Raw genomic sequence first — 26,033 nt, 5'->3', positions numbered from 1 at the left:
GCGCAAAGTTAATATCATGCGTTTTTATTGGCGGGTATTCCGCCGAGGGAGGCGTGGTTGCGACCTGTTCAATAATGCCGCGCAGAAATAAAGGATTATCTGAAATAATATGAATCGTCATGTCCGGTGAACTTGCCGCTGGTGGTGTTGTAGACTAGAATTAAATGTTAAATATCAATGCTAACAGTCGTTTAAAAAACGTTCCGCAGTGATTTTATCGGGCGAAGGGCATGAGGATAAATAACCAATTTTGGATTATTTTTAAGAACCAGTTATGAAAATTAATACACTGACGATGAGGTTGGAGAAAAAACCTGCTATTTATAAGCAACTTTTTGAATTCATTAAAGGAAATATCATTGAGGGGCGCTTTTTACCCGGTGATAGCCTGCCTTCCAGTCGCAACCTCGCCTGCGATATGTCAATCTCGCGAACCAGCGTGCTCAATGCCTATAATGCACTGATTGCTGAAGGATTTATCGTCAGCCAACAGGGCTCGGGTTACCGAGTAAACGCCCGGCCCGGCGGTACGCCTGCTGGCGCAGCGCACGCTCCTGCCGTCGCCCGCAGCCACCGTCAGCGCTATTTACCCTTTAGCCCGTGGCCCGTTGATACCTCTTTTTTCCCCGCGCATAAGTGGGCGAAAATAATAGCGAAAGTCGCCCGAACCACGCCCCTGTCGCTGGTTAACACCAGTCAATATGACCAGTTTGGCAATCGTCAGTTGCGTGAAGTGCTGTGCCATTATCTGTATGAAAAGAAAGGCATAATTTGCACTCCGCAGCAGGTGATCGTGACGACCGGATCGATGGAGTCGCTGGAGATGTGTCTCAATGCCGTCACCGCCGCCGGACAAATGGTCAGTATTGAAGATCCGTTCTATCCTTCGCTGCGCCGCTATCTGCTGAAAAATAACCGCCTGGTCCACTATATGGCGGTGGACGAGCAGGGCGCCCGCTGCGACACAATACCGGGCAATAGCCGCCTGGCGATTATTACCCCGGGAAATCAATTTCCGCTAGGCGTCACCATGTCGACACCACGAAAGCGCGCGTTCGCTGAATGGGCCGAGCGAAACCACGCCTGGATTATTGAAGATGATTACGATACTGATTTTAATCAGCAGCCGCAGCCGGCGCTTGCCGCCGAGGATAAATATCGCCGAACCATCTATCTGGGTAATTTCTCCAAGCTGATTACCAGCGATCTGCGGATCGGATTTATTGTGTTACCCGAAGGCCTGGTGCCCTCGTTTCAGCGCATGGAGTATGCGTTAAAAACCTCCTATCTGCCCCAGCTTATCCTGGCCGAATTCATTCGCAGCGGTGATTTTTATCGCCACCTGCTGAAGGCCAGAAGCATCTATAGCGAAAAGCGGGCCTTTTTTATCAGCCTGCTGGAAAGGGAGCTGGCGGCTTACGGACGGGTATTCAGGGACCCGGCGGGCAGCCTGGTGGTGTTTGAGCTGGCCCCGGAGCGGGTGGATACCGATATCGCCCGGCGCGCCGAGGAGCAAGGCCTCTCTCTGCGGGCGCTCTCGCCGCTGTGTCAGGATGTAAGGCGCAACGGTCTGGTGCTCGGCTTTATCTACTTTAACAGGGAAGTGCTCAGAATAGCCGTTCGGGAGCTGAAGAGTATTCTCGCCGGAAGTGCTAAAGATGACCTGCCGGGCGTGGCGCAATAAAATGCCACGCCGCGCGTATTTTTAAATATTGTGCTTAAAAATCAATATCGTCTTAAGCTTTAGTTGTTCCTTAATTTAAAACAAGAATAATCAAACAACCGGTCTGTTAAACGGAGTGTTTTTAACCATGTTATTTTGATGGTTATTTTTTTCATTATCATTCCCGTTTCGCTATGCTTTGGTTGCCATTTCCGCCTATAACTTCCCACCTCTTATTCTGTTGCTCTGCGGCTCTGGTCGCTTCGGCAATGTTCCTTGCAGCGCAGGTTTTGGCAGCTGATAGCGGCGAAGGCATGCTATTTATAATGCGCAGCATAAAAACTGGGTTAAGTCGTGGGGAGGTGGCTTTACTTTACCAAAGGGACCGGTATGAAAGTGACCTTAGGTAACGGTAGCGACAGCGAGCTGGGCAACCAGCTGGTGCAGGGAGGGGCGGCATCGCCCGCAGACGTCTTCCTGATCGAAAACTCGCCGTCGATGGTACTGGTTGATAACGCCAGACTGTTTGCCCCCCTTGATGCCGATACCCTGAAGCAGGTGGCGCCAGAGTATCGCCCGGAACATGGGCGCTGGATTGGCATTGCCGCACGCAGCACAGTGTTCGTCTAAAACCCGCAAAAAATCAGCGAATCTCAGCTGCCGCTCTCGCTGATGGATCTGGCAAAGCCGAAGTGGAAAGGGCGCTGGGCGGCCTTTCCGTCAGGGGCAGACTTCCAGGCTATCGTTAGCGCGATGCTGGCGCTGAAAGGCGAGAAGGCCACCCTCGACTGGCTCAAAGCCATGAAAGCCAACTTTGTGGCCTATAAAGGCAACAGCACGGTGATGAAGGCGGTCAACGCCGGCCAGATTGACGGCGGCGTTCTCTACCACTACTACCGCTTTGTCGATCTGGCTAAAACCGGCGAAAACAGCAAGAACACCGGGCTCTATTACATCAAACATCAGGACCCGGGCGCATTCGTCAGCATTTCCGGCGGTGGCGTCCTGGCTTCCAGCAAGCATCCTCAGCAGGCTCAGCCCTTTATCAAGTGGCTCACCGGCAAGTAGGGCCAGGAAGAGCTGCGCACCAATAACGCCTTTGAATATACCGTATGCGGTCTCCAACCCGAAGCTGACGCCGCTGCGTGAGCTGGATGCGCCAAAAGTTGAGCCTTCTTCGCTGAACGGTAAAAAGGTTATCGATCTGATGACGCCGGCTGGCCTGCTGTAATCTCTGCTGAAGTGAAAAATTTATGTCTGGTCTGAGTCTTATACTTGGAAAATAAGTTGGACGCCTGCCTGAGCGCAGGCGTCCTGCGTTTCCGATGGTGGCATTAGCCGCTCTGTTTTCATTACTTGCGCTGCTGCCGTCCGGTTTTGTCATCGCCGTCGGCATTGAAACCGGCTGGGAGACAATCAAGGCGCTGGTATTTCGCCCGCAGGTGGGGGAGTTGCTCAGCAACACGCTGTGGCTGACCGCGCTGACGATCCCGCTGTGCATTACGCTCGGGCTGACGAAGCGCACGACGCTGGCGGGGCGCGGGGTATGGTCGGCGCTGGCCGTTGCGCCATAACCAGCTCGCTGCCGGGTATCGTCACGGCGCTGGTGACGGTCACCATCCACTACGCGCGGCCGGTCTATCCGCGGCCGCCGCGCCCTACGCGATGTTAATGATTCTGATCTCGCTTCCGCTGACCGGCATTCTTTATGTACAGTCGAAAAAAATTGCAGGTTTTTAATATGCTGGAACTCACCGCGCTCTCTAAATCTTTTGCTGTGCTCAGGTGCTGGATAACCTCAATCTGACGGTGGCTCCGGGCAGCCGTACGGCGATCGTCGGGCCTTCAGGCTCCGGAAAAACCACCATGCTGCGCATTCTTGCTGGATTTGAAACCCCGGATACGGGGCGGATCGTGATGCAGGGGAAAACGCTGTACGGCGACGGGATTTTCATTCCCGCTCACCAGCGTGGTATCGGCTTTGTGCCGCAGGAGGGGCGCTTTTCCCTTATCTTAGCGTGGCGGACAATAATGCCTGGGGGCTGGACGATACCCGTCAGGAGAAGCGGCGTGAGGTGGCGTCGTTTCACTCAGGTCGGTAGCCCCTTCACGGTTTACTCGCAACCGGTCGATGAAGCGACCGCGCTCTTTCTTGGCGATGCCCTGGTGCTTCCCGCCCGGCTCAGCGCCGGCCGCGCGGAGTGCATTATTGGCGAGGTGCTCACCGATGGTGACCATGCCACGGGGAGCGGCCGGATTATGCTGCGTCCGGAGGTCACCCTCTGTCAGGAGGATGAAAGCGCCATGGCCATCGTTGACGTTGATTTTTATGGCCATCTCTCAACTCTCAGTCTGGCTGCTCCGGGGATGAGTGAACCGCTGATCCTCAAAACCGTCAGCCAGGCAGGTTGGACGACGGGGGCCAGGGTGCGTTTAGCGGTCGCCGGGAAAGCGCGGGTATTTATGCGTTGAAAGAGCGATACTTTTTTGTCGAGGATTGTTCTGCCCGGGACGCTAAATGAGCGGGCAGAGCGCTGCATATCTGCGGCCAGATAATGATAACGCGATATTTTTGCGGTGAATGCGCCATATTACGCTGCGGTTGCTTGCTATAAAATAGCTGAAATCCGCAGCGTAACGGCGTATTGATTACCCTTGAGTTCACCCAATGAATGGATTACTGTAGAGCGCGCCTGTTTATTATTGCACGTTATTGCACGCTCCGTGCCTCCGACGATCGGCGTAAAAATACTAATAAGATAATCCTTGCCCGCACCCATTATTGGGGAGGCGGCGCTGTTCATTTTTACACACAACAAATCATAATGCGGCTGCTGGAGTTCATATGTGGACGGTGATTGGCATTCTAATTGTGCTGGCTGTTATTGGTAATTTAATAAAAAAGAAGGACGTTCCCCCTACTAAATCAGGTAGTCAACCGCCGGTCGTGCGGCCGCCGACGATCGTAAGGCCTGAGTCGCGCCAGCGAGAGGCAGACCCGTTCCGCGAGACGGCACAGCGGCGCAATTCGCTATTTAATAATCTCGATGTCGTTAATAAAGAAAAACCGGCGCTAAGTAGCGAGCCTGATAATGGCGCAGTGTCGATTACGATGACCGAGGCGTTGGCTATTATTATGCATGTCGTCGGCTTTAAGGACTATATGCTCACGCGCTACGCGATTACCGGGTTGACCAATTTGGCACCGGCCTATACATCTGATTTACACTACGCATTTATGCAGCAGGTTCCGGGCAAACCGTTCTATGCCATTCAGCAATTTAACTGGGCGCGGGCGATAGATTTTTCACAGATAAAACGCCGAAATATCTCTGCGCTATATCACTTTACGCACCTGGATAATTTAAAAGGGATATTTTCCTTAGGTATTATGACGCGCCAGCAAATTGAAAGTGCGGGTTACCCCTTTCATTATAATGACGAACTGCGGCTGGATGGGGTACGAGACTCAATCTCTCTGTCGGTGGGGCATATTAATAATAAGATGCTCTACAAATATTCTCAGGGGTTAAGCCACGGCGATTGGGTGATTTTGAAGATCAAAAAAGAGCTAATCAGCGGACCGACCCAGCCCTCATTTGATTTTTCACAGCTGCTTAACCGGGCCGTATTCTGCAAAAGCAACGCGGCGTCGAATGCGGTGAGGGCCGTCAGCCTCGGCGAGCGTAAAAAGCATACGGCGTTTCAAACCATGTTTGTTGGGGATAATGACGAGGAGTCCGGGGATCGCCCGCATGATATTCAGGCGGAAATTCTCTATCTTGGCAATATTCCCCCCGGGTTTATCAGTGAGGTTATTTTCTACAGCGCCGATAATATTCCTTTATGGCTACGCGAGAGTCCGGTGATAATCACGGTCGATCCTTCTCGTTTTTCTTTCAGGTGAATTTATGGCCGTACGCCCCGTGTTTATCCCGAGAAGCCAGGGGGATACCCTGGTTGATATCGCTAACGTCGATTTCAGCTGGTCTGCCGGGCTGGCGGTGACGCAAAAGCAGAAATCAATTGCCTCCCTGCACGAGAACTATCGGCTACATGCCCCGGGCGCGAAAATTCTTGAGGTATCGAGTAAGTCCACGCAGACCCTGGGCCGGGAGCTGAGCGCCTTTAATATGGGCGTGCAGAGCAGCGGCGGACAGTTTATTAGCGTGGAATCGCTCTTTCAGTCTTCGAAAGTATTTACTGACAGCGGGATGGTGCGTGGGCCTTTCCGCGAACTGATGCGCATGTCGCCGAAAGAGGCAAAGCGTGCGGAGCAGTTGAAAATATCCGGGCGACTGGCGCACTTTTCCTTCCAGCCGAACGAACAGCGCGCGGCCATCATCTGGGAATTAGAACCGAAAACCGCTTTCTACGACTGGCTGTACCTCAATGCCCTCAACCATTCGCCGATTAAAGAGAGCGTGCTGGAGTACTCGGCGTTTACGGATATTGAATTCAATCCGGAAAAATCGGTGAATTGTCAGGCCTACTCGGTGGCGCTGTGGTGCGCCCTGAGCCAGCGTAAGCTGCTGGCGAACGGAATCCCGCCGCGCGACGAGTTTATTGAGCTGATCGAGCAATTCACGATTTACAACACCAGCGACGGCGATCTGCGCAATATGCGCCTGTTTTAAACTATCAGGAGGCTCTTATGGTCAGGCGACTCCCTGGCACGCTTTTCCCCCCCGACTCGTCAGCAACGGACGCCTTTACCGATATTCCCGCCGAGCGGCGACGGGAGATCCGGGCAGAAGTGCAGCAGGCATACTTCGACCGCGTGAACGCGGTTAAAAAAGAGCTGGATGCCCTGAGCGTCGCCCAGCGTGATATGTTTCATCGCCAGCTGGCAGAGACGCTGATGCTGGCCTCGGCCGGGGGAACTGAGCAATGAGTGAGAATAAAATACTGGCCGCCGTCGCCGAATCGCTGCAAAAAAGCAGCACCGCGATTAACCAGGCCAATAGCAAAATGGGCGTGCTGGCGCGGGAGTTTCTCTATCGCTCAAAGCTTGAAAGCGAGCTGGCAGGGGAGCTTATTGCCATGGAGGCGGCGCTAAAGTCGGTGCAGGAGAGTATCCGCAGGCAGGCGCAGCGCGAGGCGCTGGTGGCGGAGTTAGACCCGCAGAGCCGCGAGACGTTTAACGCGCTCTTAGCGCAAAACCGCGCCAGATTAAGCGACCTGCTGAAAAACGAAAAATCAGGCCGGTAACGGCCAAAAAAAGCCAGCCAAAAGCTGGCTGGCAAATACTCGGATAGTACTCAATTTTATAGTGGATGTTCAGAATGTTCCCTGAGCACCGGTCTGGAAGCTGCGACAGGCAATATCCAGACAGCTGGTCAGGTTCGTCACGCTTATTGTGCGCCGGGAGAGATCGTCTCTTCCCCTCAGCCAGCAGCAGGCGTCTGGCGATGCCGGATTTGTCATACAAATATGACGGCATTTTATTCAGAAGGGAAATGAATAATTTTTATTAAAATTATTCGATTAGGGAATGATTGGCCGGTTTTTGATGGCTTTTAAGATTTGTCAGCGAGCAGGGCGCCAGCCTGCTCCACGGCAGCCCGGCGCCGGTGAAAAGCGACCCCGCTAGAGATCGATCACCAGGTTGGGCGAACGGCTGCGGGAGCAGCAGAGCGCGATGCGCTGCGCGGCGGCGGCTTTCTCCGCCGGGGACTGCACCGTATCCCGGTGATCGACCACGCCCTCGATAACCGGCGTGAGGCAGGCGCCGCACATTCCCATCTCGCACGAGAGCGGGACCGCAACCCCCTGCTGCTGGAGCACCTGGGCAATGGTCTGGTGCGCCGGCACCGGCCACTGTGCGCCTGACGACGCCAGGGTGACGGTAAAGGTATCGGCCTCGCCGCGGGCGTCGGCGACCGGCGCGGTTGCCTGAAACGCTTCGCTGTGGATCTGCGCCTCCTGCCAACCCTTTTGTACCGCGACCTCGCGCGCGCAGGCCATAAAACCCTGGGGCCCACAGAGGTACAGAAGCTCTCCGGCCTGCGCCCCGGCGAGCGTCGTGGCGAGGTGCTGACGCGGGCTTTGCCCCTCCTCAGAGCAGTAAAGGGCGCCGCTTCCCTGGCTGAAGCGCTGCGCCAGCGGGCGGACGAAGGCCGCGTTTTCGCGACGCTTGACGTAGTAGTGCAGCTCACAGGGCACGCCATCCGCTTCGAGCTGCAGCAGCATCGCGTACAGCGGCGTAATGCCGATACCGGCGGCCAGCAGCACAACGCGCTCCGCGGGCTGCAGCATAAACAGGTTGCGCGGGGGAGAGATGCGCAGCGTCTGCCCCGGGCGCAGCGCCTCGTGGATATAGCGCGATCCGCCGCGCGATTTACGATCCCGCGCGACGCAGATCAGATAGCCCTCAGCGCCGGTCGTGGGGCCGGTCAGCGAGTACTGGCGCTGTGTCCCATCCGGCAGATGCAGATCGATATGCGCCCCTGGCCGCCACGCGGGCAGCGGCTCCCCGCGGCTGGAGACCAGCCTGACGGCGAGGCTGGTATCGCCCTCGCGCCACATTCCGTCAACGACTACCTGCAGCAGTTCACTCATTTACGCCTCCGCCTATACGAGGAAAAAGTCGCCAAAGCCCATCTTCTGCAGCCCGCGACGATAGGCAATCGAGCTGCGGTCGGCGGGAATGTGCGCCTCAAGGGTTAAGTCCAGCGGCAGCCTCTCCGGACGCTGGGTTTCGACCATCAGCCGGTCCTCCTCGAAGACGCGCAGATTGAACGCGTGCACGTCCGCGACCGGAACGTGGAGATCGAAGTTGCGCGCAATCGGGGCGAACATGCGGGTGATGCGCGATGATACCGGCGAAGCGGCGTTCATAATCACCAGCCGGGCTTCGCCGGGGAAGTGGATGGTTAGCGTCGCGGTGAAGGGCAGGTGCATCTCGAAATGACGCAGCCACTGAAACCCTTCCGGCGCGTGGAAACCGGCGCTGGCCGGATAGTTGCCGACCGAGCTCCAGTAGTCGGCAATAAAGCCGAAGGGCGTCTCCTGCGGGCTGTAGGCCGGCACTTCCTGATTCTCCGGGTCGGCGAAGGTATCGGTATGGATCCACGCGAAATGGGCCACGTCGAGAAACCCCTCCACCTGGCGGCCGGCGAAGCCGTTGACTTCAAACGCCGGGCAGTTGATCTGCTGAAACCCCTCATCGTGCCAGTGCGGCATGGTGGGCAGCGGCATCGGGTTCTCCGGGTCGAAGGCCATGCACACCCAGATCAGCCCAAAGCGCTCCTCCACCGCGTAGTGGGTCAGGTGGAGCCTGGCCGGCACCGGCTGGTCGGGGCTGGAGGGGATCCGGTTGCAGCGCCCCTCTTCGCCGAAGCGCAGGCCGTGATAGGGGCAAATAATCCCTTCGTCGTCGTGCGAGCCGAGGGTCAGCGGGACGCCGCGATGAGGGCAGACGTCGCGGGCCGCCACCACCGAACCTTTAATCCGGTAGAGAACCAGCGGTTCGTCCAGCAGGGTTGCCTTCAGCGGAGCGCCGCCGACGTCCTCGGCGCGGGCGACCGGGTGCCAGCATTTCGCCAGCCGGAGCCAGTCGTCCGGCTCGAAGGTGCAGCGGGCCGGTGGGGTGGGATGGGTTCTGTTCATCATGTTCCTTCCTGCTCACGGAAAAGCATTTGTTTAATTGTTGTGAGTTTATTGTTGTCATATTAGGGTGTTGACATCCATCGCCATTAATTCACTAACCCGTTGCAAAAAAGAGTACAGGGGGAATATGAGTCCGTTTTCGCGTTTCGCTATCTATTTCGCCGCGGTGGCACGCTGCGGCAGCCTGCGCCGGGCGGCTGAAAAGCTGCATATCTCGGCCTCGGCGATAAACCGCCAGATCCTGCAGGCCGAAGAGGAGTTCGGCACGCCGCTGTTTGAACGGCTGCCGGAGGGGCTGCGCATGACCACCGCCGGAGAGCTGCTCTATGACAACCTGCTGCGCTGGCAAAAGGAGTTTCAGCTGACCCGCCAGCAGTTTGACGAGCTGCAGGGGCTAAAGCGCGGCAGCGTCAGCATCGGCATGGTGCAGGCGCTGGCGGAGGGCAGCTTTGCCGCGGCGCTGGCCGATATCATTACCGGGTGGCAGTGGCTGGAGCTCAATCTACGGGTGGCGGATAGCCACGCGGTGAGTGAAAAGGTTCGCCAGGCTGACGTCGATTTTGGCCTGATCCTCGACCCGGAGGGCCAGGCGGGGCTCAGCGTGCTGGCGTTCGTTGAGCTGGCGATGGGGGTGGTGATGCGCCCGGACTGTGCGCTCGCGCAGGCTGCGGCGCTGTCGTTAGGCGACCTTAGCCACCTGCGGCACATCGTTCCCGGCGCGCCGCTTATCGTGCACGATCGGGTGGCGATGCTCTATCGGCACTACGACTTTTCCCCGGCAAACAGCATCAGCTGCAATGATATTCGGCTGATTAAATCGCTGGTCCTCAAAGGCAGCGGCGTAACGATCCTGAGCCTGCTGGACGTGCTGGATGAGGTCAACAGCGGGCAGCTGGCGTTTATCCCTTTGCGCAACAAGCTGCTGCGCCCGCTGACCCTGGCGCTGTGCACCGCGCCATCGCGCCAGCTCTCTCGTCCGGCGCAGATGGCGATTCAGAAGCTGACGGCGGTGATGGAGGCGATGCGGGCCGTCGGCGAAAGCCGGGAGCCGCGGCCCTGAAGGCGGCTAGCCGAGCGGGCCGCCCTGTATCGTCTCGCACAGGCCGTTGATGATCCGCTCGCCGCTCTCCTCTTCAAGCTCCCGGTACCAGGCCTCGGTGAGCGCCATCTCCTTGCCGTGGGTGATATCGCAGCGCTTGCGCGCTTTCAGGATTAGGTCGCGAACCCGCTCGCAGCGCCGGGCTTCGTACTGGCGCAGCGCGGCGGCGATATCCCCGCCGTCGCGGAACGTCTCCCCCAGCACCACCGCGTCTTCCAGCGCCGCGCAGCCGCCCTGGCCGATATCCGGGGTGGTGCTGTGTCCGGCATCTCCCAGCAGCGCCACCCTGCCGCGTACCAGGCGGTCGAAGGGCTCAATATCGTGAATTTCGATTCGGTTGGTGGTGGCCGGATCGAGGCGGGCGATCAGCTCTTGCACCGGCGCTGCCCAGCCGCTGAAGTAGCGGCTAAGATCCGCCTTCAGGGTGCTACGATCTTCCGCCAGCCCGGCCGGCAGAGGGACATCAAAGAAAAAATAGAAGCGCCCGTTGGCGACCGGCATCAGCGAGACGCGCTTGCCCTCACCGACAAAGGTGGTCCACTGATCGGCGGGGGCGATGGCCTCATCAATCTCCACCAGCCCGTTCCAGTTAACGTAGCCCGCGTAGCGTCGTTCGGGGGTAAAACCGAGCACGTACGGGCGCAGGGCAGAGTGGCTGCCGTCGGCGGCGATCAGCATATCGCCGCGGGCGGTGGTTCCGTCGCTAAACCATGCCGTCACGCCGTCATCATCCTCCTCCACGCGGGTGGCCCGCTTACCGAACCGTACCGCGTCGCGGCCCCAGAAGTTCAGCATCTCGCCCTGCAGCTCGCTGCGCGAGACCGGGCAGGGGCGGCCGCCGGTGCGTTCGACCAGCGGCGCAAGGCTAAAGCGGGTCAGGGTTTTGCCATGTCGGTGATCCTGATAGGCCATATAGCGCAGCGGCCCGCCGTAGGTCTCGGTGATGTCACCCATGCCCAGCAGGTTCATGCACTTCACCCCGTTGGGCCAGATTGAGATGGCGGCGCCAACCGGCTTAATCTCCTGCACTGCCTCAAACACCTCACAGCTAATTCCGGCCGCTTTAAGCGCGACCGCCGCGCTCAGGCCGCCGATACCGGCACCCATCACTAATGCTTTCATCATCTTCTCCTGTGGCATGCGTAGTGAAGAGCCGAGCAATTTGCGTACCAGCTTGCCGGCAGGCGCCACGAGGCGGCTGCCGGAGGCGCCGGCGGAGGTTATGCGCTAAAGTGGTGCGTTATCGGGCAATAATTGCCTTTTATTGCATCAAAAATTTTAAACCGGGCACTTGCGAATCGACCGTTTCACCCGCCCGCGGCATCCGGACCCGCACGGAGGGAATGTGGCCTGCTTTGTGCAAGCCGCTTTATGTAAGCTGATTTGCGCAATATTGCGCTAACGCTATTAACGACGGGCCGCATGGGCCGTTTGGTATAAGGAGCGACAACATGTCCGAAGTGGCCGCGACGATCGCGATTGAGGACTTTAACCGGCTGGACGACGAGGCGGCCTGCGGCCTGCTGCAGCCCTGCGTGGCGATCCCCGCCTGGGTGACGGCGCTGGTGCGGGGCCGTCCCTATCCTGACCGCGCCGCGCTGCTGGCCGCCGCGAAGGAGGCCGCGGAGCGCTGGGGAGAGGCCGAGCTGGATCGGGCGCTGAGCGCCCATCCGCGCATTGGTGAAAAGCTGCCCGAAGAGAGGCCGCACGCCGCGCTGTCGCGGCACGAGCAGGGGGCCATCAACGATGAAGATGCGCCTCTTGCCCGGGCGCTGAAAGAGGGCAACGCCCGCTACGAAGCCCGCTTCGGGCGGGTCTTCCTGATCCGCGCCAAAGGCCGCAGCGGGGAAGAGATCCTGCAGGCGCTGACGCAGCGGCTGAACCACGACGAGGCGGAAGAGACGCGGGTGGCGCTGGCGCAGCTGCGCGAAATTACCTTATTAAGACTGACGGGAGTCATAGGCGAATGAATACGTTGAGTACCCATATTCTCGATATCTCCAGCGGCAGGCCCGCACAGGGCGTGGCGGTGAACCTGCTGCTGGGCGGGCAAACGATCGCCAGCGGGCTGACCGATGAGCAGGGCCGCATTGCGCTGCTGGCGCCCGGTATGCTGAGCGCCGGGCGCTATCGGCTGGTGGCGGAGATCGGTGACTGGTTTTCGCGCGACGGGCGGGAAACGCTCTACCTCAGCGCGCAGATCGATTTTGCGATCGCCGAAGACGCCGATGAGCACTTCCACCTGCCGTTTTTGATTGCCCCCGGCGGCTGGTCGACCTATCGGGGGAGCTAATGTTGCGTTCTGGCCCGGCGGGGGCGTCAGCCCTGCTGGTGCCAGACGCGTTCGCCGTTGACCCAGGTCTCGCTGATATTGCGCTCGTCGCCGAGGGTCATCAGCACAAACAGCTGCTCGTAGATATCTTTGCAGCGTCCGATGCGCAGCCGCTGTAAAGGGGTGGCGGCCGTGTCGATAACCACGAAGTCGGCCTCTTTTCCCGGTTCGAAATTACCAATTTTATCGTCAAGGCGCAGGGCGTGCGCGCCGCCGAGCGTGGCGTGGTAAAAGGCCTCGCAGGCGGGCAGGCGATAGCTCTGAAGCTGGGCAACTTTATAGGCTTCCCCTAGCGTGCGCAGCATGCTGAAGGTGGTTCCCGCCCCCACGTCGGTGCCAATGCCGATCCGCACCCGCTGCTGCCAGCTGGCGGGCAGGCGAAACAGGCCGCTGCCGAGGAACAGGTTTGAGGTTGGGCAGAAGGCCAGCGCGGAGCCGGTTTCGTGCAGGCAGCGCCACTCGGCGTCGGCGAGGTGAATGCCGTGCGCAAATACGCTGCGCTCGCCGGTCAGCCGGTAGTGGTGATAGACGTCGAGATAGTGCTCATGCTCCGGCCACAGGCTTTTCACCCACGCGACCTCGCTGAGATTTTCGCTCAGATGGGTGTGTAGCCAGGTATCCGGAAACTCCTCCCGCAGTTGCTGAATGGCCGACAGCAGCTCCGGCGTGGAGGTGGGGGCAAAGCGCGGGGTAATGGCGTAGCCCAGGCGCCCGCAGTGGTGCCAGCGCTGGATCAGCTCACGGGTTTGCCGGTAGCTTTGTTCCGCCGTTTCCGTCAGGTATTCCGGCGCGTGGCGGTCCATCATCACCTTCCCGGCGAGAATGCGCATATTCAGCCGCAGCGCTTCGCTAAACAGCGCATCGACGGACTCGGGATGCAGAGTGCAGAACACCAGCGCGGTGGTGGTGCCGTGGCTGAGCAGCTGGTTGACAAAAAAGCGGGCGATCTCCGCGCTATAGGCCTCGTCCGCGAACTGGCTTTCGACCGGGAAGGTGTAGGTGGTTAACCACTCCAGCAGCTGTTCGCCGTAGGCACCAATCATCTCCGTTTGCGGATAGTGGACGTGGGCATCGATAAAGCCCGGCAGCAGCAGCCTGCCGCGCAGGTCGGTGTATCCCTTGTGCGGATGGAGAAACTGCTCTCCCTCCTGCCACGGCAGCAGCGTCTGGATCGTGCCGTTCTCAATAAACAGCAGGCCGTCGGCAAGATAGCGCGCGTGGCGGGCGATATCGTCGGCGCCGTCGGCGACCCGGGCGATATCAAAAAACGCCCCGCGAATTGCAGCATCGTACGACTTGATGGTTTCCGCCATGTTGGCTCCCTGTTGAATCGCGCATTGAGCAAGATCTAAAGCAATATTAATGCCAGCCGTCGCGGTTGCGGGGTATGCCGCGCCGGCGGGCGCGGCCAGAGAGGGGAAACTACTCTTTCTGCGCCACGGCGCGGGCGTCATAGCGCGCGGTGGCGGAGAGGGCGACGCGATCGTCGCGGGCAATCCAGCGGTAGGCGGCGCCGCTCAGGAAGACGCCGATAAACCAGCTGAAGTTGGCGACCTCATGCAGGGCGGGGATAAAGCTGATCGTCAGGCCGATGGCCACGGAGGGGACCAGCGCGGCGATGGCCTTCGGGTTAAAGCCGCTGCGATACCAGTATTGCCCTTTCGGCGTATCGTCAAACAGATCGTCCACCGAGATTTTCCCGCGCTTAATCAGGTAGAAGTCGACCAGCAGAATGCCGAACAGCGGGCCGATAAACGCCCCCAGCACGTCGAGGGTGTAGTGGATAAGCTCCGGGGAGTTAAACAGGTTCCACGGGGTGAGCAGGATTGAACCCACCGCGGCGATCATCCCGCCGGTACGGAAGCTGATTTTCTGCGGCGAGCAGTTGGAGAAGTCGAAGGCCGGGGAGACGAAGTTGGCGACAATGTTGATCCCGATGGTCGCGGTGATCATCGTCAGCAGGCCGATGGCCACCGCCAGGTCGTTGCCTACGCGGCTTACGGTTTCAATCGGGTCGGTTATCATGCGGCCGAACAGCGACTGCGTCCCGGAGACAATCACCACGGTAACGATAGAGAACAGCAGGAAGTTGAACGGCAGGCCCCAGCGGTTGCCGCGGCGGATTTCACCCATGCTTTTGCCATAGCGCGAGAAGTCGCCAAAGTTAAGCAGCGGGCCGGAGAAGTAGGAGACCACCAGCGCGGTCGCGGTGATCATCTGCCAGGTTTGTTCCCCGGCGCTCAGCGACTTGCTGGCGAGGGTAAAGGAGATCCCGTCGAAACCGGTCTTGTATACAATCCAGCCCGCCAGCGCCAGCATTACCACGTAGACCGCCGGACCGGCGATATCAATGAAGCGCTTGATGGCGCTCATCCCGTGCCAGAACACCATCGCCTGCAGCAGCCACATGGTGGCGAAGCACAGCCAGCCAAGATGCGACAGCCCGAGGAAGCTGCTCGCGGTGAGCGTCGCCAGCGACGGCCAGAACTTTAGCACCACCAGCATCAGCGCGTTGGCGGCCAGATAGGTCTGGATCCCGTACCAGGCAAAGGCGATAAGCCCGCGGATCACCGCCGGAATATTGGCGCCGAAGACGCCAAACGCCTGGCGGCAGATCACCGCATAGGGCACGCCCGCCATCTGGCTCGGCCGGGCCACCAGGTTGGCGCACAGCTGAACGATACAGATGCCGACCAGCAGGCACAGCAGCACCTGCCAGCTGGCTAAGCCCAGGGTAAAGAAACTCGCCGCCACGACGTAGCCCCCCATGCTATGCACGTCCGACATCCAGAAGGAAAAGATGTTGTACCAGCTCCAGTTCTGGTCGCGCGTCGGCGCCAGATCCTCGTTGCACAGCCGTGGACTGTAGCCGGCGCTGGAGCCCGCGGCCTTAACCTGATGCGTATTTTGTGAATGTGGCATGAAACCTGCTCCTCTTGATGAAACCCCTGAATATGGATTGCTGAGGCTGTTGCAGGAATTAGGCCAAAATAGTTAATCTTGTATGCAATATTTAATTTTTATGTATACAGTCTGATATCGAAACGTGAATACGGAGCCGGTTAATGAGTCACGAAAATAGTCTGCACGCCGCGTCAGGCCTGCAGGACAAGGATGAAGCCATCTATCAGGCGCTGATGACCGCCATCGTTGAACACCAGCTGCCGCCGGGCAGCAAGCTGCCGGAAGAGGCGCTGGCTGAGGTCTTTGGCGTCAGCCGCACGGGGATCCGCAAGGTGCTGCAGCGACTCGCCGCTGTGCAAATGGTCACCCTGACGCCCAAGCGTGGTGCACAGGTTGCCAGCCCCACGGAAGAAGAGGCGCGGGAGATCTTCCGCACCCGAGAGCTGCTGGAGGTCGCCAATCTGCCCGACGTGCTGGCCCGCTGCCAGCCGCCGCATCTGGCGGCGCTGGAGGCGATTATTCGCCAGGAGCAGCAGGCGCATGAGGCCTGCAACGGCCCGGCGGCGATCCGCTACTCCGCCGAATTCCATATTCAGCTGCAGGCGATCTCCGCCAACCAGGTGCTTACCGAGATGGTCACCCGCCTGAGCCAGCGCTCGTCATTAGCCGTTGCGGCATGGGGATCGCCGTGGCGACAGGGCTGCCGCTGCGACGATCACGGGCAGCTGATCGGGCTGCTGCGCGCCGGGGCGCTGCAGCCGCTGAGCGCGGCGCTGACCCACCACTTTGCCCATATCGTTGCCAGCCTGCGCTTTGACACCGCGGGCGTTTCCCTGCCCGATTTCGCCCGGCTGTTTGCCGGCTACAAGGAGTCGTAATGTCCTCTGTTTGTATACAAGTGATTAATCCCAACACCAGCCGCGCCATGACCGAGACCATCGGCGCCGCCGCGCGGGCGGCCGCCGCGCCGGGGACCGAGATTGTGGCGGTCTGCCCGACGGAGGGCGTGCCCTCCATCGAAGGGCACTTCGATGAAGCCATCGCCGCGGTCGGGGTGCTCGAACAAATTAAGGCCGGGCGCCAGCAGGGGGTTTCGGGTCATGTGATCGCCTGCTTTGGCGATCCGGGGCTGCTGGCGGCGCGGGAGCTGGCGCAAGGGCCGGTGGTTGGCATCGCCGAGGCGGCGATGCATATGGCCACCCTGGTCGCCACCCGCTTTTCCATCGTCACCACGCTGCCGCGCACGCTGATTATCGCCCGCCACCTGCTGCACCAGTATGGCTTCTACCACCACTGCGCCGGGCTGCACGCTATCGATCTGCCGGTGCTGGCGCTGGAGGACGGCAGCGGTCGGGCGCAGGAGCAGGTACGTCAGCGCTGCGTTCAGGCGCTGAAGGAGGACGGCTGCGGGGCAATTGTGCTGGGCTGCGGCGGGATGGCGACGCTGGCGCAGGAGCTCACTCGCGAGCTGCGGGTGCCGGTCATCGACGGCGTCAGCGCGGCGGTAAAAATGGTCGAGTCGCTGGTGGCGCTCGGCCTGTCGACCAGCAAGCAGGGCGACCTGGCCTTCCCGGAAGCGAAAGATTTAGGCGGCAGGTTTCAGTCATTTAACTGATGGTGATGAGTAAAGAGGTGGGAGATGGATCAGCAGTCAGCGCTTTTTAATCAGGATTATCCTCGCGATCTGCGCGGCTATGCCGGCCAGACGCCGCGCGCGCCATGGCCGCAGAATGCGCGTATCGCCGTACAGTTTGTTTTAAATTATGAAGAGGGGGCGGAAAACCACGTCCTGCACGGCGACGCGGGCTCCGAGCAGTTTCTCTCCGACATTATCGGCGCGGCCAGCTACCCTGACCGACATATGTCGATGGACTCGCTGTATGAGTACGGCAGCCGCGCCGGGTTCTGGCGCATTCACCGCGAGTTCAGCCAGCGCGGGCTACCGCTGACCGTGTTCGGCGTGGCGATGGCGCTGGCGCGGCATCCCGATATCGTGGCGGCGATTAAGGCCGCCAACTACGATGTGGTCAGCCACGGCTGGCGCTGGATCCACTATCAGCATATGGATATCGAGACCGAGCGCGCGCATCTGCAGCAGGCGGTGCAGGTGTTAACCGATCTCTTCGGCAGGCCGCCCACCGGCTGGTACACCGGGCGCGACAGCCCCAATACTCGCCGGCTGGTGGTCGAGCACGGCGGCTTTGATTACGACAGCGATTACTACGGCGACGATCTGCCGTTTTGGGTCGAGGTGCCGTGCGGCGACGGTTCGCGCAGGCCGCATCTGATCGTGCCCTATACCCTTGATACCAACGACATGCGTTTTGCCACCGCGCAGGGGTTCAATACCGCTGAGCAGTTTTATACCTACCTCAAAGATAGCTTTGACGTGCTGTATGAAGAGGGGCGCGAGGCGCCGAAGATGATGTCTGTCGGCATGCACTGCCGCCTGCTGGGCCGGCCGGGGCGCTTTCGGGCCCTGCAGCGCTTCCTTGATTACGTCCAGCAGCATGAGCAGGTGTGGGTCTGCACCCGCCAGCAGATTGCCGACCGCTGGCGGGAAAACTATCCGTTTCGTCGCTAGCCGATAGCCGGGCCGGAGTTCGCTCCGGTCCGGCCAGGGCGGCCGCGTTCATTAGCTCATCAGGCTCACCTGGGCGGCGACAATGCGCCAGCCGAAGGGAAAGCGCACCCAGGTCTGCTGCTGGCGGCCCACGCGATCGCTGCCCTCGCGGGTGAACTCGGTGCTGCAGACCGCGTAATCCTCGCCGAAGCTGACGATCACCGTGTGGCGCAGTTCGCGCTGGAGTCCGGCCGCCGGACGGGCGGCGCGGAAAGCGCGGATCTCGTCGGCACCGTAGAGATTCTCCCCGGCGCCGAGGCGCACCGTGCGTTTATCCTCCCAGAACAGCTCGTCGAGCACCGCGACGTTGTTGCTGACCAGCGCCTCTTCATAGCGATAAAAGGCGGCCGTGACCTCGGCCAGAACGCGAGGCCGGTTAATATTGTCCTGATCGATCATGCTATTACCTCCGCAGGGCTGGCATCGGTCAGCCCCATCTCTTCCAGTACGCGCGCCGCCCGCAGGCAGGCCTGTTCATTAAACGGGGCCGCGATCAGCTGCAGGCCAATCGGCCGCCCGGCGGCGCTGCGCAGCGGCACCGTGGTGACCGGCAGGCCCACGAAGGAGATGGGCTGGGTGAGCATCCCCATGCTGGCGCGGACCGGCAGCTGCTGGCCGTTGATCTCCATGGTCTGCTCGCCAATGAGCGTGGCGCTGCACGGCGTTGCCGGCGCGATCAGAATATCGGCGTGGGCAAACAGCACCTGGAACGCCTGCCGGGCGTGGCGGCGAAAGCGCTGGGCCTGAATATACCAGCTCGCCGGGACCATCGCCCCGGCCAGCAGCCGCTCCCGGGAGTGGGGCTCGAAGCGCTCCGGCTCGCGGCGCAGGGCGGGCAGGTAGTGGTTGCCGCCTTCGGAGGCGCTGATGATAAACGCCGCCGAGCGGGAGAGCTCGGCTTCGGGGAACTGCAGCTCCTCGCGGGCGTCGAGCGCCTGCGCTACCCGGGCGACGGCGGCGCGGGCGTCGTCATCGCACCAGCGGCTAAAATAGCCGCCGAGCACCGCGCAGCGCAGGCCTTCGAGACCGCGCGGCAGCAGGTTGCTGGTGCGCTCGCTGGCCTTATCGGCCTGGAAACCGTCGCCGGGATCGCGCCCCTGCAGCGCATCGTAGACCGCGGCGAGGTCGCCGACGCTGCGGGCGAGGGGGCCGATGTGGTCGAGGCTGGCAACAAACGGATGGCTGCCGGATCGCGACAGGCGGCCAAAGGTCGGCTTGAGGCCAAAAATACCGCATAAGGAGGCCGGCACGCGGATGGAGCCGTTGGTATCGCTGCCCAGCGCGAACTGCACCAGCCCGGCCGCTACCGCCGCCGCCGAACCGCCGGACGAGCCGCCGGCGATGCGCGCCAGGTCGTGCGGGTTACGCGTCGCGCCGTAGTGGCTATTTTCGGTGGTAAAGCCGTAGGCGTAGGCGTCCATATTCAGCATCCCTGACAGCAGCCCGCCCGCGGCGTGGAGCTGGCGCACCGCCCAGCCGTCGGCCGCGGCGGGGGCGCGTTCGCTAAACAGCCGGGCGCCGGCGAGGGTGGTCTGTCCGGAAACATCGAACAGATTCTTTACCGCGTAGGGGACGCCGGCCAGCGGCGGCAGCGGCTGCTTGCCCCGGCGCAGGGTATCAATGCTGTCCGCTTCGGCCAGCATTCGCGCTTCCGTCACCGTGGTCCAGGCGTTGATGTGCGGGTTGACCCGCGCAATGTCGTCCAGAGTCCGGCGGGCGATCTCCCGGGCGCTGAGCTCCCCGGTCTGCAGGGCGCGCTGGATCTCGCTAATCGTCATTTGGTTAAGCGTCATGCTTTATACACTCCGGCGATTTCCAGGCGTTCGTCGAGGGGGAAGGCCATCAGCGGTTCGGCCATGGCGGCGATGCGGCTGAACTGCAGCTGAAGCTCGGCGCGGCGGGTTTCATCCAGCTCCAGGCCGAGGATCTGCTCCATTTGTGCCAGGTACGTGCTCCAGTCGAGCGTCACTTTTTGCATGCTGAACTCCTAATAACCGGCGGCTGAGCCGTTGCTGCGCGGATCGGATGCCCCTTCGAAGAGGCCATTTGGATGACGGACGATGGCGCCGGCGTGGCCCATGGCCTCGCTGAAATCGTCCAGCACTTCGACCTCATGCCCCAGCGCCCGCAGGCGGGCGATGCTCTGCGGCGTAAAGCGGCCCTCCAGCTTCAGCGAGTCGGAGGTTTGTCCCCAGGTGCGGCCCAGCAGCCAGCGCGGCCGGGAGATGCTCTCCTGCAGCGGCACGCCCTGCAGGATGTAGCGGGTAAAGAGGGCGGCCTGAGTCTGCGGCTGGCCGTCGCCGCCCATCGAGCCGTACACCATCACCCGGCCGTCGCTGAGGCGGGCCGCCGCCGGATTAAGGGTATGGAACGGCTGCTTGCCGGGGGCCAGCGCCAGAAGATGCTGCGGATCGAGGCTGAACGAGGCGCCGCGGTTCTGCCAGACAATCCCGCTCTCCGGCAGCACCACGCCGCTGCCGAACTCGTGGTAGATACTCTGAATAAAGGAGACCGCCAGCCCGCTGTCGTCCATGACCCCCATCCATACGGTATCGCCGGGACCTTTGCCGGCGCCCCACGGGGCGGCCTGCTGGTCGCTGACCCGCTCAGCCAGCGCCTGCAGCGCCGCCGGTTCCAGCAGGCTCTGAATATCGACATCGAGGTGGCGCGGGTCGGTGATATGGGCGTCGCGCAGGCCAAAGGCCAGCTTGGTGGCCTCAACGATGCGGTGGACGGTCATCGCCTCGTCGGCCTCGGCCATCGCCAGGCGGTCGGTAATGCCGAGAATGGCCAGCGATACCAGCCCCTGGGTCGGCGGCGCGAGGTTCCACAGCTCGCCGTTCTGATGGGTCAGTTTCAGCGGCGCAGGGCGGCGGGCGCGGTGCTGGCGGAGATCGTCGAGGGTGACGGGCAGTCCGTACTGCGCCATGCCCCCGGCCAGGGTTTCAGCCAGCGGGCCGCGATAGAAGCTGTCCAGCCCCTCGTCGACCAGCCGCCTGAGGGTGTTGGCCAGCGCGGGCTGGCGAAAGCGACTGCCGGCAACCGGCGGCTGGCCGTCGACCAGAAAGGTTTCGGCAAATCCCGGCAGCGAGCGGAGCTCGGCAAACTTGCCGGCGGTGGCGCTGGCCTGGGATTCGGTGACCGGGATCCCGTCGCTGGCGTAGCCGATAGCGTCTTCCAGCAGACGCGCCAGCGGCAGCGCCTTGCCGCTCAGGGAGTGCGATACCCGGAGCGCTTCGTCCCAGCCGCTGACGGTCCCGGCGACGGTCAGCGCGGCGCGCGGGCCGCGGTGCGGGATCTGCCTGAGGTCGGAATAGGCCTCAGGCGTCGCCCCCGAGCCCGCCGCGCCGCTGGCGTCTATTGCTATCGGCTCCCCTTGTGGAGGGACGATGAGCCAGAAGCCGTCGCCGCCGAGCCCGTTCATATGGGGATAAACCACGGCGATGGTGGCCGCCGCGGCGACCATTGCTTCGATTGCGCTTCCGCCTTCGCGCAGTACGGCAAGCGCGCTTTGGCTGGCAAGGTGATGGGGGGCGACCGCCATCCCGCGGGTGGATACATGACTGTGCATTCGTTGTCCTCGTGACGCGATGTATTCTCTCAGACTGCAAAAGCCGTTCCACTTCTGAACCCAAAGTTTCATTCCCTGCCGCCGGCGCTTTTTGCCGGAGTGGCACGCATCGTGAAAGGAGAGGTATTCAAGGTCATACGCGCCGCGGGTCGGGTATCAACGGCGACAACCGCGCGAGACGCAGCGCCAGCGCATAGGCAACGCGGAGTATGACGGGTATAGTGCGATGAAACAAAAGTTACAGGGGCCTTATGCAACAGCTTGATGAACGACTCAAAGGGCAGTACGCCTCCCTGTCGCCCCAGGAGCAGCGGGTGGCGGATTTTATTTTCGATCACTTTGACGACCTGATTAGCTACAACAGCGCCGAGCTGGCGCAGCTGAGCGGGGTGTCAAAAGCGACGGTGAGCCGCCTGTTCAAGCGGCTGGGCTACGAGAAGTATAAGGATATGCGCGACGAGCTGCGCACCCTGCGCCAGAGCGGGATGCCGCTGACCGATAACCGCGACGCGGTGCAGGGCAACACGCTGCTGGCGCGCCATTATAAGCAGGAGATGGCCAACCTGACCCAGTGGGTCAACGCCCTCGACGCGCGCCAGTTTGCCGAAGCGATTAACGCGATGGTGAGCGCCGAACGGGTGGTCATCGTCGGCATGCGCAACGCCTATCCGGCGGCGCTGCACCTGCGCCAGCAGCTGCTGCAGGCGCGCGGGCAGGTGCAGGTGCTGCCCCAGCCGGGGCAAAGTTTAAGCGAGGAGCTGGTGGATCTGTCGGCCAGGGATGTGGTGGTGGTGATGGCCTTTCGCCGCCGCCCGCGCCTTATTCGGCCGCTGCTGCAGCAGCTCCAGGCCAGCGGCGTGCCGGTGCTGCTGATGTGCGAGCCGCAGGCACACGGCCTGTTCCCGCTGGCGCGCTGGCAGCTCTGCGCGCCGCTCGATAGCGTCTCGGCCTACGATAGCTACGCCTCGGTCAACAGCCTGATCAACCTGCTGGCCAACGCTTTTCTGCATGAGATCCTCGATAAGGGCCGCCCGCGGATTCACGATATCGCCACCCTTTATCAGCAGCTGGACGAGCTCGAGCAGCGATAATGGGGCGTCAGTCTGGTGCTTTGCATTATTTTAGTGCGGGTTTCCGGCGGTGAGAGAAGGCGATATTGCCGCGCATTCTCTCTCTCTTCCTTGTTTCATCACTCTTTTATGGCATCTTCCGCCTCGGCAGCGGCGCGGCGTATATCTGGCACATTAGTTGCAGAAGTTTATTTAAAGAATCTTTTGTTTCATACTAACGTAACGGGTAAACATCATGAAAAAACTGTTGATCGCACTGGCCGGGGCCGCCTGTCTGTTTACGCAAATGAGCGCGGCCAGAGCCGACCAGCTGCAGGATATCGAAAAGCGCGAGGTTATCCGTATCGCGGTGCCGCAGGATTTCCCGCCGTTTGGCTCGGTGGGCACCGATCTCCAGCCTCAGGGTTATGACATCGATATGGCTCGCTACCTGGCGAAGCAGATGAAGCTCAAGCTGCAGCTGGTGCCGGTAACCAGCGCCAACCGGGTGCCCTATCTGCAGACCGATAAGGTCGATCTGGTGATCTCCAGCCTCGGCAAGAATGCGGAGCGCGAGAAGGTGATTGCGTTCAGCCGCGCCTACGCGCCGTTCTTCCTCGGCGTTTTCGGGCCGAAGGGTGCCGAGCTGAAGGATGCGGCGGCGCTGAGCGGGAAAACCGTCGGCGTCACCCGCGGCGCGGTGGAGGACATGGTGCTGAGCGAGCTGGCGCCGAAAGAGGCGCAGATCAAGCGCTACGAGGATAACAACACCACGCTGTCAGCCTACCTCTCGGGGCAGGTGCAGTACCTGGCGACCGGCAACCTCGTGGTGGCGGCTATCTCCCGGCAAAATGCGCAGAAGGCGCCGGTACCGAGCTTTATGCTGAAAGATTCGCCGTGCTTTATCGGCCTGAAAAAGAACGAGCCGGCGCTGAAGGAGAAGGTGGACGCGCTGATTGAGCAGGGAGTTAAGGACGGCACGCTCAACGCGCTGTCGCAGCAGTGGCTGAAAGCGCCGCTGCCCGCAGGCTTTGGCGCATAAGGCCCCGGCATGACGGAGCAACTTCATTTTTCTGAGCTCTGGCCACACTGGCCAGAGCTGCTGGCGGGGCTGTGGGTCACCGTGCAACTGACGGTGCTGGCGACGGCGGGCGGCCTGGCGATAGGCATTTTCGGTGCCGCCATTCGCAGCGGGCGGGCGACGTGGTTCAGCCGCATCTGGGGCGGCTACGTGGAGCTGATACGCAATACGCCGTTCGTAGTGCAGCTGTTTTTTATCGTCTTTGGCCTGCCCAACCTGGGCTTAAAGATGACCGCCGGTGAAGCCGCGCTGCTGGCGATGGTGATCAACCTCGGGGCCTACAGCACCGAGATCGTGCGCGCCGGGATTCAGGTGACCCCCAAGGGGCAGTGGGAGGCCGGGCGCGTGCTGGGGCTGAGCCGCACGCAGACCTTTATCCAGGTGGTTCTGCCGCCGGCACTGCAGCGGATTTATCCGGCGCTGGTGAGCCAGTGCATCATCGTGATGCTGGGATCGTCGGTGGTTTCGCAGGTTTCCTATGAGGAGCTGACCTTCGCGGCGAACCTGATCCAGTCGCGAACCTTCCTCAGCTTTGAGGTCTATCTGGTTACCACGGGGATCTACCTGGTGCTGTCGATAACAATGCGCCAGCTGCTGATGGCAGCAGGGCGAAAATGGCTGGGAGTACGGGCATGATGGTCACCTTTACCGACTGGGACATTATTCGCAATCTGCTGCTGGCCGGGCGCTGGACGGTGCTGCTGTCGCTGGTGGCGTTTCTCGGCGGCGCGCTGGTGACGCTCCCGCTGCTGCTGCTGCGCCTCACCGGCGGCCGCCAGGTCAGGCGGCTGATCCGCGGCTACGTTGAGCTGTTCCAGGGAACGCCGCTATTAATGCAGCTGTTCCTCGCCTTCTTCGGCGTGGCGCTGTTCGGCATCGACGTCTCGCCGTGGACCGCCGCGTCGATGGCGCTGACCTTCTACACCAGCGCCTTTTTACTCGATATCTGGTTCGGTAGCATCCGCGCGCTGCCGAAAGGGCAGTGGGAGGCCTCGCGCTGCCTGGGGCTGAACTTCACCCAGACGCTGTGCCGGGTCGTTGCGCCGCAGGCGCTGCGCATCGCCATTGCCCCGACGGTGGGCTTCGCGGTGCAGGTGGTAAAAGGTACCGCCCTGGCGTCGATTATCGGCTTCGTCGAGCTGACCAAGGCCGGGACGATGCTGACCAACGTCACCTACCAGCCGTTTAAGGTCTTTGCGCTGGTGGCGCTGGGCTACTTCATTCTGTGCTACCCGCTGTCCCGCTACAGCCGCTATCTGGAGAACAAATTCAATGCCTCTCATCACCATTAATCAGATGCAGAAGTACTACGGCGACAACCACGTGCTCAAAGGCGTCGATCTGGATATCGATATGGGCGAGGTTATCTCGATTATCGGCCGCAGCGGGTCGGGTAAAAGCACGCTGCTGCGCTGCATCAATGGCCTGGAAGGGTATCAGGACGGCAGCATTAAGCTGGGCGGGATGACCATCACCGACCGCGATTCGCAGGCCCGCGAGATCAGCCGCTCCGTCGGGATGGTGTTCCAGAACTTTAACCTGTTCCCGCACATGACGGCGCTGGAAAACGTGATGCTGGCCCCGCGGCGGGTGCTGAAAAAGAGCGCCGCCGAGTGCCGCGAGCTGGCGCGGCAGATGCTGGAAAAAGTGGGGCTCGGCGACCGCCTGGACTACTATCCGGCCAATCTTTCCGGCGGCCAGCAGCAGCGGGTGGCGATTGCCCGGGCGCTGGCGATGTCGCCGAAGGTCCTGCTCTGCGACGAGATAACCTCGGCGCTGGACCCCGAGCTGGTTGGCGAAGTGCTCAAGGTCCTTGAGCAGCTGGCCGCCGAGGGCATGACGCTGATCCTCGTGACCCATGAAATGAATTTTGCCCGTGAAGTGGGCGACCGCGTGGTGTTTATGCATCAGGGGCGCGTCTGGGAGCAGGGCGACAGCAAGACGCTGTTCGCCAACCCGCAGACCCTCGAGCTGAAGCAGTTTATCTCCTCCGTGCGCGGTCTCAGCTAAGAGCCTGACCGCCGGGCTATTTTATTCGGCAATTTGAACCTGGGCTGCGCTCAACATCCTACGGACTGCGGTTACGCTCCGGTTTTTCCG

The 26,033-nt window shown here is 61.1% G+C and carries 25 protein-coding genes and 3 pseudogenes; 19 read left to right on the top strand and 9 right to left on the bottom strand.

Going from position 1 to position 26,033, the window contains the following annotated elements:
• Window positions 1–274: 274 nt before the first annotated feature.
• The 8 genes and pseudogenes from pdxR to M2416_RS02455 all read left to right on the top strand — a co-directional run bounded on the left by pdxR (window position 275) and on the right by M2416_RS02455 (window position 6,874).
• The gene (gene pdxR / locus M2416_RS02490; RefSeq protein ID WP_259221902.1) at window positions 275–1,684 is read left to right on the top strand and encodes a MocR-like pyridoxine biosynthesis transcription factor PdxR; all 1,410 of its coding nucleotides are present in this window, start codon (window positions 275–277) and stop codon (window positions 1,682–1,684) included.
• Window positions 1,685–1,857: 173 nt separating this feature from the next.
• Window positions 1,858–2,894: pseudogene (locus tag M2416_RS02485) on the top strand (iron ABC transporter substrate-binding protein).
• A 94-nt stretch (window positions 2,895–2,988) separates the two neighbouring features.
• Window positions 2,989–3,234: pseudogene (locus M2416_RS02480) on the top strand (iron ABC transporter permease); the annotation flags it as partial.
• Between the two features lie 170 nt (window positions 3,235–3,404).
• Window positions 3,405–4,135, top strand: a pseudogene (locus tag M2416_RS02475) (ATP-binding cassette domain-containing protein).
• Window positions 4,136–4,508: 373 nt separating this feature from the next.
• A complete protein-coding gene (locus tag M2416_RS02470; protein WP_259221901.1) occupies window positions 4,509–5,570 on the top strand; it encodes a DUF4433 domain-containing protein in 1,062 nt (353 codons plus the stop codon).
• A gap of 4 nt (window positions 5,571–5,574) precedes the next feature.
• Complete coding sequence (locus tag M2416_RS02465) at window positions 5,575–6,300, top strand: DarT1-associated NADAR antitoxin family protein (RefSeq protein WP_259221900.1); 726 nt, start codon at window positions 5,575–5,577, stop codon at window positions 6,298–6,300.
• 17 nt (window positions 6,301–6,317) lie between these two features.
• A complete protein-coding gene (locus tag M2416_RS02460) occupies window positions 6,318–6,557 on the top strand; it encodes a hypothetical protein (protein WP_076945131.1) in 240 nt (79 codons plus the stop codon).
• A complete protein-coding gene (locus M2416_RS02455) occupies window positions 6,554–6,874 on the top strand; it encodes a hypothetical protein (RefSeq protein ID WP_076945132.1) in 321 nt (106 codons plus the stop codon). Before M2416_RS02460 ends, M2416_RS02455 begins: the two co-directional genes overlap by 4 nt.
• Before the next feature lie 378 nt (window positions 6,875–7,252).
• Here M2416_RS02455 and M2416_RS02450 read toward each other — a convergent pair whose 3' ends face one another.
• Window positions 7,253–8,224 (bottom strand): PDR/VanB family oxidoreductase, encoded by a 972-nt coding sequence (locus M2416_RS02450; RefSeq protein ID WP_259221896.1) that lies wholly within the window; start codon window positions 8,222–8,224, stop codon window positions 7,253–7,255.
• 12 nt (window positions 8,225–8,236) lie between these two features.
• Complete coding sequence (gene hpxD, locus M2416_RS02445) at window positions 8,237–9,274, bottom strand: molybdenum cofactor-independent xanthine hydroxylase subunit HpxD (protein ID WP_259222862.1); 1,038 nt, start codon at window positions 9,272–9,274, stop codon at window positions 8,237–8,239.
• A gap of 127 nt (window positions 9,275–9,401) precedes the next feature.
• On the opposite strand from hpxD, the gene hpxR reads away from it, so the two are divergent.
• Window positions 9,402–10,334: a LysR family hpxDE operon transcriptional regulator HpxR gene (gene hpxR / locus M2416_RS02440; protein ID WP_259221894.1), complete on the top strand. Its 933-nt coding sequence runs from the start codon at window positions 9,402–9,404 to the stop codon at window positions 10,332–10,334.
• A 6-nt stretch (window positions 10,335–10,340) separates the two neighbouring features.
• Here the strand turns inward: hpxR and hpxO are convergent, their stop codons facing one another.
• Window positions 10,341–11,495 carry an FAD-dependent urate hydroxylase HpxO gene (gene hpxO / locus M2416_RS02435; RefSeq protein ID WP_259222861.1) on the bottom strand — a complete coding sequence of 385 codons (1,155 nt, stop codon included), beginning with the start codon at window positions 11,493–11,495 and terminating at the stop codon, window positions 10,341–10,343.
• Between the two features lie 329 nt (window positions 11,496–11,824).
• On the opposite strand from hpxO, the gene uraD reads away from it, so the two are divergent.
• Both uraD and uraH read left to right on the top strand, forming a co-directional pair.
• Window positions 11,825–12,343, top strand: a complete 519-nt coding sequence (uraD, locus tag M2416_RS02430; protein ID WP_259221893.1) for a 2-oxo-4-hydroxy-4-carboxy-5-ureidoimidazoline decarboxylase — start codon at window positions 11,825–11,827, stop codon at window positions 12,341–12,343.
• Entirely contained in the window at window positions 12,340–12,666 is a 327-nt protein-coding gene (uraH, locus tag M2416_RS02425; protein ID WP_041144874.1) for a hydroxyisourate hydrolase, read from the top strand. The genes uraD and uraH overlap by 4 nt, the downstream gene beginning before the upstream one ends.
• A 26-nt stretch (window positions 12,667–12,692) precedes the next feature.
• Here uraH and guaD read toward each other — a convergent pair whose 3' ends face one another.
• Together guaD and M2416_RS02415 are read right to left on the bottom strand one after the other, a co-directional pair.
• Window positions 12,693–14,018, bottom strand: coding sequence for a guanine deaminase (guaD, locus tag M2416_RS02420; RefSeq protein WP_259221892.1), 1,326 nt, complete (start codon window positions 14,016–14,018; stop codon window positions 12,693–12,695).
• Between the two features lie 109 nt (window positions 14,019–14,127).
• Window positions 14,128–15,627, bottom strand: coding sequence for an NCS1 family nucleobase:cation symporter-1 (locus M2416_RS02415; RefSeq protein ID WP_259221890.1), 1,500 nt, complete (start codon window positions 15,625–15,627; stop codon window positions 14,128–14,130).
• 143 nt (window positions 15,628–15,770) lie between these two features.
• On the opposite strand from M2416_RS02415, the gene M2416_RS02410 reads away from it, so the two are divergent.
• Genes M2416_RS02410 through puuE form a run of 3 tightly spaced genes read left to right on the top strand, consistent with a single transcriptional unit; the run spans window position 15,771 to window position 18,193 of the window.
• Complete coding sequence (locus M2416_RS02410) at window positions 15,771–16,487, top strand: GntR family transcriptional regulator (protein ID WP_259221888.1); 717 nt, start codon at window positions 15,771–15,773, stop codon at window positions 16,485–16,487.
• Window positions 16,487–17,224, top strand: coding sequence for an allantoin racemase (gene hpxA, locus M2416_RS02405; protein ID WP_259221887.1), 738 nt, complete (start codon window positions 16,487–16,489; stop codon window positions 17,222–17,224). Before M2416_RS02410 ends, hpxA begins: the two co-directional genes overlap by 1 nt.
• Before the next feature lie 24 nt (window positions 17,225–17,248).
• Window positions 17,249–18,193, top strand: coding sequence for an allantoinase PuuE (puuE, locus tag M2416_RS02400; RefSeq protein WP_259221885.1), 945 nt, complete (start codon window positions 17,249–17,251; stop codon window positions 18,191–18,193).
• Between the two features lie 51 nt (window positions 18,194–18,244).
• Here the strand turns inward: puuE and hpxZ are convergent, their stop codons facing one another.
• From hpxZ to hpxW, 4 genes are read right to left on the bottom strand one after another with little or no spacing between them, the layout of a single operon-like run.
• The gene (gene hpxZ / locus M2416_RS02395; protein WP_041144880.1) at window positions 18,245–18,631 is read right to left on the bottom strand and encodes an oxalurate catabolism protein HpxZ; all 387 of its coding nucleotides are present in this window, start codon (window positions 18,629–18,631) and stop codon (window positions 18,245–18,247) included.
• On the bottom strand, window positions 18,628–20,025 hold the full coding sequence (locus M2416_RS02390) for an AtzE family amidohydrolase (RefSeq protein WP_259221883.1): 1,398 nt from the start codon (window positions 20,023–20,025) through the stop codon (window positions 18,628–18,630). Before M2416_RS02390 ends, hpxZ begins: the two co-directional genes overlap by 4 nt.
• Window positions 20,022–20,210, bottom strand: coding sequence for an oxalurate catabolism protein HpxX (gene hpxX / locus M2416_RS02385; protein WP_041144882.1), 189 nt, complete (start codon window positions 20,208–20,210; stop codon window positions 20,022–20,024). Before hpxX ends, M2416_RS02390 begins: the two co-directional genes overlap by 4 nt.
• Window positions 20,211–20,219: 9 nt before the next feature.
• Window positions 20,220–21,803 carry an oxamate amidohydrolase gene (gene hpxW, locus M2416_RS02380; protein WP_259221881.1) on the bottom strand — a complete coding sequence of 528 codons (1,584 nt, stop codon included), beginning with the start codon at window positions 21,801–21,803 and terminating at the stop codon, window positions 20,220–20,222.
• A gap of 251 nt (window positions 21,804–22,054) precedes the next feature.
• Here hpxW and hpxU point away from each other — a divergent pair, with 251 nt between their 5' ends.
• From hpxU to M2416_RS02355, 5 genes are all read left to right on the top strand, one after another.
• Window positions 22,055–22,894: a MurR/RpiR family transcriptional regulator HpxU gene (gene hpxU, locus M2416_RS02375; RefSeq protein ID WP_076945142.1), complete on the top strand. Its 840-nt coding sequence runs from the start codon at window positions 22,055–22,057 to the stop codon at window positions 22,892–22,894.
• A gap of 214 nt (window positions 22,895–23,108) precedes the next feature.
• Window positions 23,109–23,894: a transporter substrate-binding domain-containing protein gene (locus tag M2416_RS02370; protein WP_259221878.1), complete on the top strand. Its 786-nt coding sequence runs from the start codon at window positions 23,109–23,111 to the stop codon at window positions 23,892–23,894.
• A 9-nt stretch (window positions 23,895–23,903) separates the two neighbouring features.
• Window positions 23,904–24,569, top strand: a complete 666-nt coding sequence (locus M2416_RS02365) for an amino acid ABC transporter permease (protein WP_041144886.1) — start codon at window positions 23,904–23,906, stop codon at window positions 24,567–24,569.
• Window positions 24,569–25,225: an amino acid ABC transporter permease gene (locus M2416_RS02360; protein ID WP_041147572.1), complete on the top strand. Its 657-nt coding sequence runs from the start codon at window positions 24,569–24,571 to the stop codon at window positions 25,223–25,225. Before M2416_RS02365 ends, M2416_RS02360 begins: the two co-directional genes overlap by 1 nt.
• Window positions 25,206–25,943, top strand: a complete 738-nt coding sequence (locus M2416_RS02355) for an amino acid ABC transporter ATP-binding protein (protein ID WP_259221875.1) — start codon at window positions 25,206–25,208, stop codon at window positions 25,941–25,943. The genes M2416_RS02360 and M2416_RS02355 overlap by 20 nt, the downstream gene beginning before the upstream one ends.
• The last annotated feature ends 90 nt before the right edge of the window (window positions 25,944–26,033 follow it).

Source organism: Klebsiella sp. BIGb0132, assembly GCF_024810075.1.
In the GTDB taxonomy this organism is placed as follows: Bacteria; Pseudomonadota; Gammaproteobacteria; order Enterobacterales; family Enterobacteriaceae; genus Klebsiella; species Klebsiella terrigena.
Note: the sequence above shows the minus strand (reverse complement) of the source record. Positions and strands in the feature narration are given on the sequence as shown.

Bases quoted from the DNA above. Each gene is read 5' to 3' on its own strand.
- uraH (WP_041144874.1), top strand. From the start codon at position 12,340: ATGAATACGTTGAGTACCCATATTCTCGATATCTCCAGCGGCAGGCCC.
- puuE (WP_259221885.1), top strand. From the start codon at position 17,249: ATGGATCAGCAGTCAGCGCTTTTTAATCAGGATTATCCTCGCGATCTG.
- M2416_RS02470 (WP_259221901.1), top strand. From the start codon at position 4,509: ATGTGGACGGTGATTGGCATTCTAATTGTGCTGGCTGTTATTGGTAAT.
- hpxU (WP_076945142.1), top strand. From the start codon at position 22,055: ATGCAACAGCTTGATGAACGACTCAAAGGGCAGTACGCCTCCCTGTCG.
- hpxZ (WP_041144880.1), bottom strand. From the start codon at position 18,631: ATGATCGATCAGGACAATATTAACCGGCCTCGCGTTCTGGCCGAGGTC.
- M2416_RS02450 (WP_259221896.1), bottom strand. From the start codon at position 8,224: ATGAGTGAACTGCTGCAGGTAGTCGTTGACGGAATGTGGCGCGAGGGC.
- hpxX (WP_041144882.1), bottom strand. From the start codon at position 20,210: ATGCAAAAAGTGACGCTCGACTGGAGCACGTACCTGGCACAAATGGAG.
- hpxO (WP_259222861.1), bottom strand. From the start codon at position 11,495: ATGAAAGCATTAGTGATGGGTGCCGGTATCGGCGGCCTGAGCGCGGCG.
- M2416_RS02365 (WP_041144886.1), top strand. From the start codon at position 23,904: ATGACGGAGCAACTTCATTTTTCTGAGCTCTGGCCACACTGGCCAGAG.
- M2416_RS02410 (WP_259221888.1), top strand. From the start codon at position 15,771: ATGAGTCACGAAAATAGTCTGCACGCCGCGTCAGGCCTGCAGGACAAG.
- M2416_RS02360 (WP_041147572.1), top strand. From the start codon at position 24,569: ATGGTCACCTTTACCGACTGGGACATTATTCGCAATCTGCTGCTGGCC.
- guaD (WP_259221892.1), bottom strand. From the start codon at position 14,018: ATGGCGGAAACCATCAAGTCGTACGATGCTGCAATTCGCGGGGCGTTT.
- M2416_RS02415 (WP_259221890.1), bottom strand. From the start codon at position 15,627: ATGCCACATTCACAAAATACGCATCAGGTTAAGGCCGCGGGCTCCAGC.
- hpxD (WP_259222862.1), bottom strand. From the start codon at position 9,274: ATGAACAGAACCCATCCCACCCCACCGGCCCGCTGCACCTTCGAGCCG.
- hpxA (WP_259221887.1), top strand. From the start codon at position 16,487: ATGTCCTCTGTTTGTATACAAGTGATTAATCCCAACACCAGCCGCGCC.
- M2416_RS02390 (WP_259221883.1), bottom strand. From the start codon at position 20,025: ATGACGCTTAACCAAATGACGATTAGCGAGATCCAGCGCGCCCTGCAG.
- pdxR (WP_259221902.1), top strand. From the start codon at position 275: ATGAAAATTAATACACTGACGATGAGGTTGGAGAAAAAACCTGCTATT.
- M2416_RS02465 (WP_259221900.1), top strand. From the start codon at position 5,575: ATGGCCGTACGCCCCGTGTTTATCCCGAGAAGCCAGGGGGATACCCTG.
- M2416_RS02370 (WP_259221878.1), top strand. From the start codon at position 23,109: ATGAAAAAACTGTTGATCGCACTGGCCGGGGCCGCCTGTCTGTTTACG.
- hpxW (WP_259221881.1), bottom strand. From the start codon at position 21,803: ATGCACAGTCATGTATCCACCCGCGGGATGGCGGTCGCCCCCCATCAC.
- M2416_RS02355 (WP_259221875.1), top strand. From the start codon at position 25,206: ATGCCTCTCATCACCATTAATCAGATGCAGAAGTACTACGGCGACAAC.
- uraD (WP_259221893.1), top strand. From the start codon at position 11,825: ATGTCCGAAGTGGCCGCGACGATCGCGATTGAGGACTTTAACCGGCTG.
- M2416_RS02460 (WP_076945131.1), top strand. From the start codon at position 6,318: ATGGTCAGGCGACTCCCTGGCACGCTTTTCCCCCCCGACTCGTCAGCA.
- M2416_RS02455 (WP_076945132.1), top strand. From the start codon at position 6,554: ATGAGTGAGAATAAAATACTGGCCGCCGTCGCCGAATCGCTGCAAAAA.
- hpxR (WP_259221894.1), top strand. From the start codon at position 9,402: ATGAGTCCGTTTTCGCGTTTCGCTATCTATTTCGCCGCGGTGGCACGC.